The organism is Flavobacterium aciduliphilum, assembly GCF_003268855.1.
Lineage (GTDB): Bacteria > Bacteroidota > Bacteroidia > Flavobacteriales > Flavobacteriaceae > Flavobacterium > Flavobacterium aciduliphilum.
In genome coordinates this window covers 79,199-95,093 of sequence record NZ_QLSZ01000001.1, presented here as the reverse complement: position 1 = coordinate 95,093, position 15,895 = coordinate 79,199, and the positions used below count along the sequence as shown (strand labels likewise).

Annotated in this window: 14 protein-coding genes; 5 read left to right on the top strand and 9 right to left on the bottom strand. The window is 35.3% G+C overall.

The window, feature by feature from the left end:
* Positions 1-45 precede the first annotated feature (45 nt).
* Positions 46-966, top strand: coding sequence for a hypothetical protein (locus tag CLV55_RS00395; RefSeq protein WP_112111762.1), 921 nt, complete (start codon positions 46-48; stop codon positions 964-966).
* Position 967: 1 nt separating this feature from the next.
* Complete coding sequence (locus tag CLV55_RS00390) at positions 968-1,540, top strand: hypothetical protein (protein WP_146739513.1); 573 nt, start codon at positions 968-970, stop codon at positions 1,538-1,540.
* Here CLV55_RS00390 and CLV55_RS00385 read toward each other — a convergent pair whose 3' ends face one another.
* Together CLV55_RS00385 and CLV55_RS00380 are read right to left on the bottom strand one after the other, a co-directional pair.
* Positions 1,541-2,209 carry a DNA alkylation repair protein gene (locus tag CLV55_RS00385; protein WP_112111760.1) on the bottom strand — a complete coding sequence of 223 codons (669 nt, stop codon included), beginning with the start codon at positions 2,207-2,209 and terminating at the stop codon, positions 1,541-1,543.
* Positions 2,206-2,793: an acyl carrier protein phosphodiesterase gene (locus CLV55_RS00380; RefSeq protein ID WP_112111759.1), complete on the bottom strand. Its 588-nt coding sequence runs from the start codon at positions 2,791-2,793 to the stop codon at positions 2,206-2,208. The genes CLV55_RS00385 and CLV55_RS00380 overlap by 4 nt, the downstream gene beginning before the upstream one ends.
* A 109-nt stretch (positions 2,794-2,902) precedes the next feature.
* Here CLV55_RS00380 and glmM point away from each other — a divergent pair, with 109 nt between their 5' ends.
* Complete coding sequence (glmM, locus tag CLV55_RS00375; RefSeq protein WP_112111758.1) at positions 2,903-4,291, top strand: phosphoglucosamine mutase; 1,389 nt, start codon at positions 2,903-2,905, stop codon at positions 4,289-4,291.
* A gap of 46 nt (positions 4,292-4,337) precedes the next feature.
* Here the strand turns inward: glmM and hemN are convergent, their stop codons facing one another.
* The 7 genes from hemN to CLV55_RS00340 form a co-directional block, all read right to left on the bottom strand.
* Positions 4,338-5,702: an oxygen-independent coproporphyrinogen III oxidase gene (gene hemN, locus CLV55_RS00370; RefSeq protein ID WP_112111757.1), complete on the bottom strand. Its 1,365-nt coding sequence runs from the start codon at positions 5,700-5,702 to the stop codon at positions 4,338-4,340.
* Positions 5,703-5,803: 101 nt separating this feature from the next.
* Positions 5,804-7,801 (bottom strand): DUF349 domain-containing protein, encoded by a 1,998-nt coding sequence (locus CLV55_RS00365; protein WP_112111756.1) that lies wholly within the window; start codon positions 7,799-7,801, stop codon positions 5,804-5,806.
* A 128-nt stretch (positions 7,802-7,929) separates the two neighbouring features.
* Complete coding sequence (locus tag CLV55_RS00360; protein ID WP_112111755.1) at positions 7,930-8,673, bottom strand: shikimate dehydrogenase family protein; 744 nt, start codon at positions 8,671-8,673, stop codon at positions 7,930-7,932.
* A complete protein-coding gene (locus tag CLV55_RS00355; RefSeq protein ID WP_112111754.1) occupies positions 8,660-9,166 on the bottom strand; it encodes an energy transducer TonB in 507 nt (168 codons plus the stop codon). The genes CLV55_RS00360 and CLV55_RS00355 overlap by 14 nt, the downstream gene beginning before the upstream one ends.
* Positions 9,166-10,560 carry a tetratricopeptide repeat protein gene (locus CLV55_RS00350; protein WP_112111753.1) on the bottom strand — a complete coding sequence of 465 codons (1,395 nt, stop codon included), beginning with the start codon at positions 10,558-10,560 and terminating at the stop codon, positions 9,166-9,168. Before CLV55_RS00350 ends, CLV55_RS00355 begins: the two co-directional genes overlap by 1 nt.
* Positions 10,561-10,688: 128 nt before the next feature.
* Entirely contained in the window at positions 10,689-11,876 is a 1,188-nt protein-coding gene (locus CLV55_RS00345) for an aspartate aminotransferase family protein (RefSeq protein ID WP_112111752.1), read from the bottom strand.
* Positions 11,877-11,920: 44 nt separating this feature from the next.
* Complete coding sequence (locus tag CLV55_RS00340) at positions 11,921-12,445, bottom strand: DUF7935 family protein (RefSeq protein ID WP_112111751.1); 525 nt, start codon at positions 12,443-12,445, stop codon at positions 11,921-11,923.
* A gap of 279 nt (positions 12,446-12,724) precedes the next feature.
* On the opposite strand from CLV55_RS00340, the gene CLV55_RS00335 reads away from it, so the two are divergent.
* Positions 12,725-15,061, top strand: a complete 2,337-nt coding sequence (locus CLV55_RS00335; protein WP_112112198.1) for an ATP-dependent helicase — start codon at positions 12,725-12,727, stop codon at positions 15,059-15,061.
* A 46-nt stretch (positions 15,062-15,107) separates the two neighbouring features.
* Positions 15,108-15,728, top strand: coding sequence for an L-threonylcarbamoyladenylate synthase (locus CLV55_RS00330; protein WP_112111750.1), 621 nt, complete (start codon positions 15,108-15,110; stop codon positions 15,726-15,728).
* The last annotated feature ends 167 nt before the right edge of the window (positions 15,729-15,895 follow it).

The window sequence follows — 15,895 nt, the reverse complement described above, 5'->3', positions numbered from 1 at the left end:
TGATAAAATCTAAGGGTATTTTTACTTTTGAATCGAATTAGTAGCATGACCGAACTTGAAAAATTTCAGGAATTGAAACACAAGGTGCTTTTGAAATACCAAGAGCAGTATCCTTTTTTTCAAGGCAACTGGAAAACATTCAGTTCGCAGGACATTCAAAATTTGATTGGCTTAATCGAAGTGCAATGCAAACAATCGATTAGTGAAAAATGGATTTACACGCATTTAAAACCTGAAACAAACCATAAGATTCCGAGAAAAGATATGCTGAACATTCTGTCGGAATTTGTTGGGTTTTCGGGTTGGGATGAGTTTTCATTTGAAGAAAAAATAGTTCAAACTATTGAAAACACGTCATCAGAACAATCTAAAACTTCTAAAAAGTGGTGGTTGCTGTTGTTGGTTCCATTGGTGGTTTTTTGGGTGTTTTTAAACAAAAAAGAAACGGCTTCACATACCATTCAGCTAAAAAACGAATTTACTAAAGAGCAGGTCAATAGTAAAGAAGTAAAAGTATTTGAAGTAAAAGATTCGGTACAAAAAGAATTAGAAATACACGAAGGTAAGGTTCAAGTTTCTAATGCGGATGAAAAGCCCACGAAGTTAGTCATTAAGAGTCCGTTTTACCGATCTAAAACGGTGGTTTTAAATGTGAATAATTCCAAAACTGAACCACCTAAAAGTATCGATTTAAAACCTGATGATTATGCGATGGTGCTCAAGGCTTTTATGGTGTCGGACATTAAAGATTGGAAAACAAGAAAAGAGCAGTTGAATAAGATATTGTCCGATGACCTTGAGGTAATTGTAATGCTCAAAGAAGATTTGGGTGCTGAATATTTTAATAAGAAAGAGTTTTCACAAAAGTTAATTGTGCCTACACCTTCTTTAAAAAAGTTACAGATTGTTGAGATTAAAAATGATGCTGACAATAAAATTCAATTCATCAGAATCAAACAAGAATAATATGATTAAGAACGTTTTCCTTATTCTAGTTCTGTTGTGTGGTTTCTTTACAGAGGCTCAATCTACTATGCAAGAAAGTGTGAGTGAGAAAAAGGTGCAAAAGGATTTTACGGTTACCTCCTTAAGTCAAAGATTTACTACCAAAGTACTGAATGCTTATCAAGACAATTCTAAAACTAAAGTAGCCGATGCCTTTGCTTATTTTCAAATGCTCACCGATGCTACTTTAGATGCTGATGGGAAAAAAGAAGTTATCAATACAATCTATTTGATGTTTCAAAATCCAAGGGTAATGGTCATCGATTTTACTTCAGAAACCCTCGATAAGATTCCATTATCACAATTTGTTCAGAAATTATTGATTTCAGAGCCGTTGCTATTTACTGTTTCTGATGAAGTGCGTTATGATGGTGTGGATTATCAAAGTTGGATGACCAATTACACGGTTACCAGAACAAAATCAGGTGTGACTTCAACAACCAATGTGAGACAAACCATCTATTTTTACGAAAACTCTAAAGATTTCGGTAGCGAAAGGAAAGTTGTTTTTACAACACTTTTAGGATCCATGTAATTATTTAATATTTCGCAACGCTTCTCGCTGACTCAAAGGTTTCAAATGGGTAGCATTCACATATTCAGTAACCCCACTAGGATTGTACCGACTGTAATCACGTAACGCCCAACCAATCGCTTTTTGAATAAAAAACTCATTTGAATTTTTATGTTTCTCACATTCAGCTTTTAATAAATCAAAGTTGGTTTTTTTTTTATAACTCAATTGAAAAATGATACCACTTCGGTTCAACCACATATTTTCCGAATTTGAAAAGCGTTCTATAACAGGATAGGTTTCATTAGGAAATTGCTGTAGATAGCCACCAAGTAAATATTTTGCGACAACATCAACCGAATCCCACCATGAGTGGGTGCTAATCAACTTTTCAATGAATTGGATATCATCCAGAACGTAATTTTTTTTAAACTCTTTTACTAATAAATCGATAGCACATTGATGAAACTCGCGTTCTTTTTTATTAAATAATTCCCAAGCAATGGTCCTAAAATGTGCTTTGATTTCGGCTTTGTGTTTTTCGTAATTGGTTTTGAAAATAGTTCTTCGTTCTTCGGTTTTAATGCCTAAAAACTGGAATTTGTTTTTCATATAATTTTCCATCGGAACCGCAGCTTCTCTGTTGCTATTCTGACGCATTTCTTGTTCTAAATCGTTTATGAAATTCATTTTAATTCAATTAATTTCTTCTGACAATGGGCTCTTAATTCTTCAAAAAATAGGGTAAACTCTTCCTCAAATTCGGAATAATATTTTTTGACTTCTATTATGGCTTCTTGCATGTTTACTCTATTTTTAGTACGATGATCCATTTGAAAAAGTATCCTCTCCAAACCTTCTAGTGAGGCATAACTTACTAACCAATTTCGAGCAATCATATAAGGAATCATTTGCTGAGTTTTTTCCGTTAGAAGGTCATAATGATTTCGTAAAAGGTGATAAAAATGTTGAGCGTATAATTCCAGCGGGGTACTGTGATAGTTATTCCAATTTTTTGCTAAATAATGGTCATATACAATATCCATAATCACTCCCGAATAATGCCCATATTTTTCATGCAAGCGGTGTTTACTTTTTCTATAAATGGGATGCGCGTCAGTAAACGTATCAATAGCTCGATGCAGTAAAATTCCTTTTTGTAGGTTCCCTTCGTATGCCAAATAACGATTTCCGCGAACACTGTCTGCCATGAAATTTCCAATTTTCAATGCTTCATCGTCTCCCGATAGATAAATATGCGCTAAAAAATTCATAAAATTATTTAAAATAGATACGAGGTAGACTCGAAGTTTTTTATAGATTTGTAAATATATTACTTTTAAAAGTTTTTCGTATCTATAGAATCAAAACATTTATTTTTTTATGACATTAATAAAATCAATTTCAGGAATCCGAGGCACTATTGGTGGAGGTGTCGGAGATAATTTAACACCAGTTGACGCGGTTAAATTTGCGTCGGCTTATGGGATGTTTTTGAAACAAAATATAAATAAAGATAGGTTGACCGTGGTAATAGGTCGTGATGCAAGAATTTCGGGGCCAATGATTCATAATTTAGTTGTGAACACATTAATTGGTTTAGGAATTGATGTCATTGACTTGGGGTTATCTACCACACCAACGGTTGAAGTGGCGGTTCCTTTGGAAAAAGCAGATGGAGGTATTATTTTAACAGCTTCGCATAACCCAAAACAATGGAATGCGCTCAAATTACTCAATGCAAAAGGAGAGTTTTTGAGTGGAGCAGATGGAGCTAAAATTTTAGAATTGGCTGCAACTGAATCTTTTGATTTTGTTGACGTAGATTCATTAGGAACCATTACGACAAACGATGCATACATGGACATTCATATCGATGAAGTGCTTAATCTTCCTCTTGTGGATGCCGAATTGGTGAAAACTAAAAAATACAAAGTAGTTGTTGATGCTGTTAATTCTTCAGGGGGTATCATTATTCCAAATTTATTGGAGCAAATGGGGGTAGAAGTTGTAAAATTGTACTGTGAGCCAAACGGTCATTTTCCTCACAATCCTGAGCCTTTGAAGGAGCATTTGGAGGATATTTGTAAATTAGTTGTAGAAGAACAAGCCGATTTTGGAATTGTTGTTGACCCCGATGTTGATCGCTTAGCTTTTATCTCTAACGATGGGGAAATGTTTGGAGAAGAATATACTTTGGTCGCTGTTGCCGATTATGTATTGAGTAAAACTCCAGGAAACACAGTTTCAAATATGAGTTCTTCTCGTGCTTTACGAGACATTACTCAAAAGCATAACGGCAATTATCAAGCGAGTGCCGTAGGAGAGGTAAATGTGGTGGAATTAATGAAAAAGACTCAAGCTATCATTGGCGGTGAAGGAAATGGGGGAATCATCTATCCAGAATTGCATTATGGTCGTGATAGTTTAGTGGGCGTGGCCTTATTCTTGACCTATTTGGCAAACCAAGAGAAGTCGGTGGCCGAATTGAGAGCAAGCTATCCACAATATTATATGAGTAAAAATAAGATTGAGTTGACCCCTCAAATTGATGTAGACGCCATATTGGAAGCGATGACAGCGCGTTACAAAAAAGAAGAAATTAATACTATTGATGGGGTTAAAATTGATTTTGCTACCGAATGGGTACATCTTAGAAAATCAAATACGGAGCCTATTATCCGGATATATACGGAAGCGCCCACGCAACAAGAAGCCGATGCACTCGCTATCAGGATTATTGATGAAATTAAGACTGTTGCGGGAATTTAAACACGGATATGTTAAAAAGTAAAGCCTCTTTTGAGGCTTTTTTTTATCATACAGTCATAGAAAACAATTCGGTTTGAGGCGTATTTCTCCTTAAACGTAAATCGAAAGCCATACATAAATTTCGAACAAACGGTTTTCCTTTTTCAGTGACTTTAATTTTTTTAGGAAATATTTCAATGAGTCCGTCGTGCTCCATTTCATGTAATTGCTCCATTATATCCTGTAATTCGGGAAAAAAGTGATGGTCATCTTCCCAAGAAGTTTCAAATTGACACATCAAATTTAAAATATGTTTTCTTATAATTAAATCTTCAGAAGTTAGAAGATGTCCTCTAAAAACGGGTAATTCATTTTGTTCTAAACGGGCATAATAGTCTTCGATGTTTTTTTCATTTTGCGCAAAACTATACCAACTATCACTAATGGAAGAGACTCCTAAACCTATCATGAGTTGGGTTTTAGAAGAGGTATAGCCCATAAAGTTTCTATGAAGTTTTCTGTCATTAAAGGCATGAAACATACTATCTGTTTTGAGGGCAAAATGATCCATGCCAATTTCATGGTAATTATTGAGCGCTAATCTTTTCTTACCTTCCTCATACAAAGTTCTTTTTTCTTCATTTTTAGGCAAGTCTTCATCTCTAAATCCTCTTTGTCCATTTCCTTTAATCCATGGCACATGAGCATAACTATAAAAAGCCAGTCTATCGGGTTGAAGCGAATTGGTTTTATCAATAGTGTCAATCACATCTTCCAAAGATTGAAAAGGAAGTCCAAAAACTAAATCATGTCCCACAGAAGTATATCCGATTTCTTTTGCCCAAAACGTTACTTTTGCCACATTATGAAAAGGTTGTATACGATGAATAGCGGTTTGCACCTTATTCGAATAATCTTGCACTCCGAAACTCACTCTTCTAAAGCCCAAATCATAAAGCGTTTGTAAATGTTTTCGAGTGGTATTATTTGGATGTCCTTCAAAACTAAATTCGTGTCCTTTTGCTTTTTCAGCGCGTTTAAAAATTCCTTGAATAAGTAGTTCTAGGTTTTCAGGAGAAAAGAAAGTAGGCGTACCACCCCCTAGATGAATTTCTTTAATAAGGGGTTTGGAGGGAAATAGATCACAATATAAATCCCACTCTTTGAGTACCGCAGTGATATAAGGATGTTCTACATCATGCCGTTTAGTGATTCTTTTATTGCATCCACAAAAGGTGCAAAGACTTTCACAAAAAGGCAAATGAATGTAAAGACTAATGCCCTCTTCTAGATTACTTTCTGTAAACGATTGGATAAACGTTTTTTTCCATGAGTCAATTGAAAACAATTTTTCTTCCCAATACGGTACAGTCGGATAGCTGGTATAGCGAGGTCCTGGCACATTATATTTTTGTATTAATGAAATTGACATGACATAGAAATATTAAGTACCAAAATTATTTACTATAAAAAAAATAAAAAATGATAATTATCATAAAACAAAAAAGCCCACATTTACGTGAGCTTTTCAAGTTATGCTTGTTTATTAAGTTCGTTTATTTGTTTCAACTTATCTTTCCAAGACTGCAATTCTTCTTTATGTTTCTGAATTGTTTTTCGTACCTCTACCACAATAGCATTTTCTTTTTTAGCATTTTTGGTATTTTGGAAAAATTGAATGTTGTTCTCTAGTTGGAAAATTTCATTTTGAACCTCCTCAATTTTACGAATAATGAATACTTTTTCATTATCAAGTTTTCGAGAATCATCAGCACTTGCTAAAGCATCCAACTTATTTGCAAAACGCATTTGCTCACTTTCTTTTTTACTAGAGCTCAACTTTTCGAATAAAGCATCCAATATTTTATTGAATTTACCTTCAATATGTCTTCTATTGAAGGGAACTTTTCCAATGCTTTTCCATGCTTCAATATGTGCTTTGATAGCATCTAAATCAGTTTTGTGATTGCCTACCAATTCAAAACTTTTCATGCTTTCTAAGTATTCTTTTTTCTTTTCAAAAGCAGCTAATTCTTCTGCATTTTCTTCTTTTCTACTGTCTTTTAATCGCTCAAAATAGTGATTGCATGCGGCTCTAAATTCTTTCCAAAGGTCGTCTGAAAATTTTCTAGGAACGTGTCCAATTAACTTCCAATCCTCTTGAATTTGTTTCATTATAGGTGTAGTTGCTGCAAAATCTTCAGAATCTTTTAATTCATTAGCTTGAGCAATCAAAGCTTGTTTTTTGGCTAGATTTTCGTTTTGGTCCTTTTTGATTTCTTTGTAGAACGAATTCTTCAATACGTTGAAATTTCTAACAGCCGTTTTAAAAGAAGTCCATGTAGCTTCATTAACATCACTAGGCACCTTACCTATTGAAAAAAACTCGTTTCGAAGCGCTTCTACTTTTTCAATTTGTCCTAACCAAGCTTGGTGCGAGTCTACTTTTTCTTGGGCTAAGCCTTCTAGTTGGGCAATGATGGCGTTTTTCTTCTCAAGATTGTGGGTCTCCCTCATTCTAAAACTTTCGTAGAAAGCTTCTCTCTTGTCATGCATTTTTTTGGTAAGATCGCTAAACTCATTCCAAAGAGCTTCACGATGTTCTTTTGAAACAGGACCAATATCTTCTTTCCATATTTTATGCAAATCTTGCAATTCACGGAACGCTTTGTTAATGTCGTTTTCTTCCAATAACTCGGTCACACGAGCTATAATACGTTGCTTGTGTTCTAAATTATTTTTAAATTCTATATCTCTAGCTTCTCTGTCTAAATGAAGGAAATCATAAAAATTTTCAATATGGAAATGATAATTATTCCAAACATGATTGTATTTATCTTTCGGAATGGGACCCGCATTTTTCCAACGATCACGAATGTCATTAAGCTGTTTCAATACATTTGCGATATTAGTACCTGGGTTGTGAACCAAATTTTTTAATTCCTCAACAATAGCCATTCGCTTTTCTAAATTGGCTTTCAGGTTATTTTCAATCGACTTGAAATGAGCTGCTTTTTTATCTCTGTATTGATTGTATAAAGTATCAAATTTAGTTTTTAAAGGGAAATGAAATTGAAATTCCTCAGTTGTTTCCGGATTTTCAGCGAAAAATTCGTCTTTTTTCTCGTCTTTTAAATGATAAAATTTAGATAAAAAAGCTTTTTTTACTTCTTCAACATGCTCTCTAACCGACATGAAGTTTTCGTGAGCCACAAGTTCTTCCAAAGTATCTACCAATTTTTCCATTGGTAAAGCTTCAAAATCTTGAAGAGGCATATCATAGCGCTCTTTCAAACTTTCGTCTTCACTTTCTTCGGCATTTAAATTGGTAATGGCATCAATTACAGCATCATTTTCTGATACTTCTGTGGCATCTTCGGGTTGTGAAACTTCAACCGTTTCTTCTGTTGAAGATTCAATGATTTCAATAGGTTGATTTTCAGTTTCTATCACGTTTTGTGATTCGTTGTTTGCGTTTCCGTCTACCAAGTTTTCGTTGACAGGTAGGTTATCATTCATTTCTTCAGACATTTGTTTAAATGTGTAAGGTTATACAAAATTTGAGGCGAAAGATACTAAAGAATCTATAAATAACCAAAGAAACAAGGGTTTCTCTAATGTATTATGTTAAAAGAAAAGCGTATGGATTTAATTATCAATTACTTGTTCCATATTTTCCATGCTTTTTCAGCTTGAAAGACCAACATTTGATATCCGTTTTGGGTTTGTGCTCCCATAGCTTTTGCACGACTTAAAAAAGTGGTTTCTTCAGGATTGTATATCAAATCAAAAGCGATGTGTTGTTTTGTAAGGTGTTGGTAGGGAATGGGTGGGCAAGCATCCGTATTTGGACTGGTACCCAGAGGGGTGCAGTTGATGATGATTTGATACTCTTCCAATAGTGCTTGGTTCAATTCGTCATAAACAAATCCTTCGTTTTGTCTAGTTCTCGAAACATAACGATAGGGTATTTGTAGTTGTTCTAGTGCAAAAGCAACAGCTTTGGCAGCCCCGCCTGTACCTAATAAAAGCGCTTTTTTATGATGATTTTCTAATAAGGGAAACAATGATTTTTTTAAGCCATACCAATCCGAGTTGTATCCTTTTAACTTCCCTTTTTTGGTGATTCTAATCACGTTGACGGCACCAATTTTAGAAGCTTTTTTTGAAAGAGCATCCAAATAAGGAAGTATAGCTTCTTTATAAGGTATGGTTACATTAAGTCCTTTGAGGTCGGGATTGTTTTGTAACAAAGTTTTAAAATCCTCTAAAGAAGGTATATCAAAATTTTCATAAGTACAATTTAGATGTAATGTTGAAAATTTTTCAGTAAAATATTTTTTAGAAAAGGAATACGAAATATTTTTTCCTAATAATCCGTATTTACTATTAGTTGGAGGCATAAACTGAAATAGGAACCATGAATGAACATCTCACTTTTTTGCCATTTTGCTCGGCGGGTAACCATTTAGGCATCATTTTTAAAACTCTTAAAACTTCTTTATCTGTACTCACATGTAGTCCGCGAACAATTTTAATATCAGTAATGGAGCCATCCTTTTCAACAATAAATGAAGCTATAATTTGACCTTTTAGGTTCGTGTCAATCATGTCTTCAGGATAATGAAAATTTTTAGAAAAATACATGTAAAAATTCTTTTCGCCACCAGGAAAAGTAGGTTTTACTTCAGCACTAGAGGCATTCAATGGGGTCGTGTTATCAGGACCTTCATCAAACACAGGAGCATCTTGACTGTCAGTTAGGGTATTTGGATTGCGCTCTTCAACTACAACTTTTTCACTTTTAGAGTTTTCTTTTTTGGATTGATTTGTTTTTTTTGCTTGTCCAAAACAAATTCCCATACTAAGAAGCATGAATAGGCAGCACGTCTTCATTATTTTTTAAAGTTTTTAATATAGTCTTGAATAGAAGAATTGTTCCAACACGTAGGAAATAGTTCTTTTAGTATTTTATGGTTTTTAAAACTTAAGCTCAATCCATTTTTTAGGTTGGAAAACCCTTTTTCATCTTCTTGATTTTGAAAATGCAACCCAGCTAGTCGATAGGATATTTCATAAGATTTTGGATAATGTTCTTGTGCTTGCTCTAACGCTATAAAAGCACTTTCTATTTCACCCAAAAGGAGCAAGCTATCTGCCCAAAACAGCCAAGTGTCCAATTCAAAATTACCACATTCAATGGCTTTTCTGTAACCATATTCGGCTTCTTCATGCATTTGTAAAGCTTTATTAATAGTTGCAAAACGTTTCCAATACGCCTGGTTTTGATCGTCTATAGCCAAGGCTTTATTGACAAAATATAATGCTTTTCGGAAATTTTTTAATCTAACATAATAATCTGTGATGGCAATCCATCCTTTGTCTAATAGAGGGTCTTCATGTACCGTTTGATTATAATACGTAAGTGCCTCAGTGGTATTTCCTATTTTTTCAAAACACTTTCCAATTCGTAGCAACGCATAGGAAGTAGGATCCTCCAATTCGATGGTTCTTTGGTAGCTTTCAATAGCTTCTTCATAACGTTCTAGACGTTCTAGCGCTTTCCCTTTTTCCATAAAAGCACCCAAAAAAGTTTCATCAATGTAGGTTGCATATTCAAAAGCTCTTACGGCACTTTCATACGCCTTAATAGAATAATACAAGCGCCCTTTTTGATGCCAGGCAATTTCACTGTAGGGATTACGGTCTATATATTTTTTTAAAAAAGCAATTGCCTCATCATATTGGTCTAAGAATTCGAAGCAATAAATAACATTGTAAAGAGCTGATTGATCTTCAAGATCTTCATCAAGGCACTTGATAAAATTAGCTTTGGCCAATTCTAGATTATCCATAAAAAGATACTCCATACCAATTAAGTTGTACACATCGGCATAATCTTCTGTGTATTTTAAAGCTTCTTCCAAAAGCGCAACCGCTTTTTCATGATTGTCACGTTTGGAATAGATGTTCGCTTTTTGGATGTAAATTTCTTCATTATGTGGTTCCAAGGCATAGAGTTCATTGAGCATTTTTTCTGCGACCTCTAGTTTGTCCTCGTAAATCAATAACTCCACTTGAACTAATTTCAATCCTGTTGATTTTGGATGTTGTTCCAAACCAAGTTTCAAAGCTTTTTTTGCCAAACTTGTTCTTCCTGTATCAAGATAGTGAAGGATGATTTCTTCAAATTCCTCAGAATCAAAGAAAAAAACTTTATTAGTTTTTAACATAGATTCAAATCTAGATAAAGATAAATTGTAGTCGTCTTCTTCGTGATCTAAGTGCATTGTAGTCTTATTTTTTCAAAAATAAAGGTAGTAAACTATTTTTTTGCGTTAGGTAAAAAAGCGTTTTGTTTTGAACAATTTAATTAACAAGTTATTTTAGTAATAAAGCTGATTTTCAAAGAGATGTCTTATGTGGATTGGTGAATTTCATCCATAACTTCTAGCAAAATCTTACAGCCTTCTTTAATTTCGTCTTCAGAAATTGTTAAAGGCGGAGTGATGCGTATGGCTTTTCCTTCAAACAACAACCAAAATAAAATCAAACCTCTATCTTGGCATCGTAAAATAACTTGATTAGTTATTTCAGCATCGGCAGTCATAGCAGCCAACATCAATCCTTTGCCTCTCACTTCTTCAATCAAGGGATGTACTAAAAGCGATCTAAACAATTGTTCTTTTTCTAGGGATTGTTTGGCATAGTCTTGTTCCAATACTTCTTGTAAGGTTGCCAAACAAGCTGCGGCTATTACAGGATGTCCTCCAAAAGTAGTAATATGCCCTAATTTTGGATCATGACTCAACAAATCCATATATTTTTCATGTGCAATGAATCCGCCCACAGGCATGCCTCCAGCCATTCCTTTTCCAATAATGACTACATCGGGAACCACATTATAATTTTCAAATCCAAAAAGTTTTCCTGTGCGTCCAAATCCGGGTTGGATTTCATCTATAATAAGCAGTGCGCCCACTTCTTCACATCGTTTTTTTACCTTCGCGAGAAAATCATTTTTCGGCTCTATAAATCCTGCGCCTCCTTGTATGCTCTCCAAGATAATTCCAGCTGTTTTGGTTGTGATTTTCTCCAAATCAGCTTCGTTATTGAACGTGATAAAATCCACATCGGGGATTAAGGGCCTAAAAATTTGTTTGCGTTCTTCAAATCCCATCACACTCATGGAACCCATTGTATTGCCATGATAGGCGTGATGACAAGAAATGAGTTGACTTCTACCTGTGACTCTTCGAACTAATTTTAGCGCACCTTCACACGCCTCAGTTCCCGAATTTACTAAATAGACCTTATTGAGTTCTTTAGGTAAATGAGAAACCAAAAGTTTGCAATACTGCACGGCTGGACTTTGCGAATATTCGCCATATACCATTACGTGTGAATATTTATCCAATTGGTCTTTTATGGCTTGATTGACTCTGGGGTGTTGATGCCCCAAGGAGCATGCTGAAACCCCCGCTACAAAATCTAAATATTTTTTACCATTAGTATCGTAAATGTAACTACCAATGGCATGTGATACTTCCATTCCTAAAGGATAGGGGGAAGTTTGAGCTTGATATTTTAGGAAATCGGGATTCAAAATATTATATCAATTTACTACTAGGTTTTATCCTTAATTAATACTTATGATAAAAATTCTTTAATTTCTGATTTTAAGTGATCTAAAGCAATTTGAGTAGGCGATTCTGTTTGAAATAATTGGGTCATAATTTCTTCTCTAAGTTTGTCTGCATTGACAATATCAGCTTTCAGACACGTTTTACGAATGTTTTGAATAATCGAATTTTTCGCTGTGACAATCAAAGTCCAACTCTCGTCTGAAACATAGATTTGTTGGGTTAGATTGTGTTCAAATTCTTGTTCGATATGATGAATTAAAATATTCTGATAGTCATTTTTATTGTCGTTAACTGGCGGTACACGGAGTAATAATTTGGAGGGATTGATGCGTTCTAGCAACAAAGCCAATCGTTCGTATGCTTGTAATTTGATTGGAAGCGTCTGTTTTTGATTTTCACGCATCAACATAAAACGTCTTCTATGCTCGTCATTTTTTGAAAAGTTTTTAAATGAATATAAAGCGACCAATCCTGTTACTACGGCTGGTAGGGTATAAAAAGCTAATTCAAATAATTTATCGGTATTCATGTTATTTTTAGTTAAAACGATTTTCTTCCTGCAAAAGTATTACATTATGAAGAAATAAAATAGAGGGCGCTTGATTTTTAATTTTGGAATCATCACACAAAAATTAATTTTAAAAATCAACTTCAAACTTTGTACTTCGTATTTTCTACTTGCTAAACGGTCAACTTATAATTTAAACCCTTAAACTCTTGAACTTTCAAAATAATTTACAAAAACAAACGTCAAAAATTGTGTTTCAAAAATAGGAGTTCTATTTTTGTGGATTAGATTCAAATGAACATGCAACGATATATTAGCCAACTTAACGAAGCGCAGCAATTGCCCGTTCTCCAAAAAGACGGACCTATGATTATTATTGCTGGTGCAGGTTCTGGAAAAACAAGGGTGTTGACCATGCGTATTGCCTATTTGATGAGTCAAGGTGTCGATGCGTTCAATATTTTAGCTTTGACCTTTACGAATAAGGCTGCCCGAGAAATGAAAAAGCGTATAGCCGATATTGTAGGCTCTAATGAAGCCAAAAATCTTTGGATGGGAACTTTTCATTCTGTTTTTGCGCGCATTCTTCGCAGTGAAAGCGATAAATTGGGTTTTCCGTCCAACTTTACCATTTATGATACGCAAGATTCGGTGCGCTTAATTTCGGCGATTATCAAAGAAATGCAACTCGATAAAGAGGTTTACAAACCCAAACAAGTATTGGGAAGAATATCGTCTTATAAAAATTCGCTCATCACTGTTAAAGCCTATTTTAACAATCCAGAATTACAAGAACAAGATGCGATGTCCAAGAAACCTCGTCTAGGAGAAGTCTATGCCAACTATGTGGACCGTTGTTTTAAAGCAGGTGCTATGGATTTTGACGATTTATTGCTAAAAACCAATGAATTACTCAATCGTTTTCCTGATGTTCTAGCCAAATATCAAGATCGCTTTCGCTACATCATGGTCGACGAGTATCAAGATACCAATCATTCGCAGTATCTTATCGTTAGAGCGCTATCAGATCGTTTTCAAAACATTTGCGTGGTGGGAGACGATGCTCAAAGTATCTATGCCTTTCGAGGAGCCAACATCAATAATATTTTGAATTTTCAAAAAGATTATGATCATGTCAAAACCTATCGATTGGAACAGAACTATCGTTCTACAAAGAATATTGTGGAAGCGGCCAATTCGATTATAGATAAAAATAAGACCAAATTAGATAAAGTGGTATGGACGGCCAACGATTTTGGTCCGAAAGTAAAAGTACATCGCAGCATTACCGATGGGGAAGAAGGGCGTTTTGTAGCAGGTGAAATTTTCGAACAAAAAATGCGTAACCAACTGCGAAACAATCAATTTGCTATTTTATACCGCACCAATGCACAATCCCGTGCTATGGAAGATGCCTTGCGCAAGCGAGACATTCCGTATCGTATATATGGAGGACTATCGTTTTACCAACGAAAAGAAATAAAAGATATTTTATGCTATTTGCGTTTGGTCATCAACCCCAAAGACGAAGAAGCCCTAATTCGCGTTATCAATTATCCTCATCGTGGAATAGGGGAAACCACCGTTGAAAAGTTGACCATTGCTGCCAATCATTACAAGCGTTCCATTTTTGAGGTTATGGAACATATTGAAAAAATAGATTTGAAATTAAATTCGGGTACCAAGCAAAAGTTACAAGATTTTGTGACCATGATTAAAAGTTTTCAAATAATCAATGAAACCCAAGATGCCTACTATCTTACCGATCATGTCGCTAAAAAGACAGGGCTGATTCAAGAATTGAAAAAAGATGGCACTCCCGAAGGTATTGCTCGCATTGAGAACATCGAAGTATTGATGGGAGGAATCAAAGACTTCATAGAAGGACAGAAAGAAATCGATGGCGCTCGTGGGGCTCTTTCAGAATTTTTGGAAGATGTAGCTCTGGCCACCGATTTGGACAATGATACTGGCGATGACGACCGCGTGGCACTGATGACAATTCACCTTGCCAAAGGGCTCGAATTTCCTTATGTCTTTGTTGTAGGGATGGAAGAAGATTTATTTCCTAGTGCGATGAGTTTAAATACACGAAGCGAACTAGAGGAGGAGCGAAGGCTGTTTTATGTTGCCCTCACTAGAGCCGAACATCAGGCGTATCTTACCTATGCACAATCGCGCTATCGTTGGGGAAAATTAACCGACAGCGAACCTTCGCGATTTATAGAAGAAATTGAATCTTCTTATCTGGAATATATCAATGTGGGAGGCCCCGAACGCTATCAATACAAACCTATGATGGATATTGATATTTTTGGCGATGTAGACAAATCAAAATTACGTTTGTCAAAACCTATTGCAGGCACACCACCTAAGAAATATGGCGACGAACCTATTTCTGCTGTAAACATTAGGAAACTCAAACCCATGTCGAGTAAAGCGCCGAGTCAGGAGGCTTCCAATTTATTTGACAGCAAACTAACCGTGGGCAATATTGTCATGCACGAACGCTTCGGTAAAGGAGAGGTGATGAGTCTCGAAGGCGTGGGAAGTGACAAAAAAGCCGAAATACGCTTTGAAGTAGGCGGTATCAAAAAGCTGTTGTTGAAATTCGCTAAGTTGCAGGTCATTGGGTAGGACTATAAGTAGTAAGAATGTGTTAAATTCTAAAAAATAGAGCGCGATGAGTCAGTTTATCAAAATATACGAAGACAAACCCAGTGAGGCCGCCATCAAGAAAGTGGTCGATGTCTTAAAAGATGGAGGAATTATCATCTATCCCACCGATACCGTTTACGGATTGGGATGTGATATAACCCATTCAAGAGCTTTAGAACGCGTTGCTAAAATTAAGGGTGTCAAATTAGAAAAAGCCAATTTCTCTTTTATATGTAGTGATTTGAGTAACCTTTCAGATTATGTAAAGCAAATTGATACCGCCACCTTTAAGATTTTAAAACGTGCCTTACCAGGTCCATACACCTTCATTTTGCCAGGGAATAATGATTTGCCAAAAGAGTTTCGCAAGAAAAAAACAGTAGGTATTAGAGTTCCCGATAATAACATCATCATCGAAATTGTAAAAATGTTGGGCAATCCCATTGTCTCTACGTCCATCTATGATGAAGACGAGGTGATTGAATATTCTACCGATCCCGAATTGATTTTTGAAAAATGGCAACATCAAGTAGATCTTGTCATTGATGGGGGTTATGGAGATAATATCGCATCTACGGTAATTGACCTTTCTGGATATGAACCCGAAGTTATCCGTGAGGGGAAAGGAAGCTTGGATGTTTTATAAAGGATTGCTGGATTATTAGATTTTTAGAGGGTTAGATAATTGGATTCTTTTCAATGTCAAAATTAATACCTTAGAGCCTTAGAGTCTTAGTATCTTAGAACCTCATACTTCATATTTTCTACTTGACGAACTGATCACTCACAACTGAAAACGGATTACTCCAACCT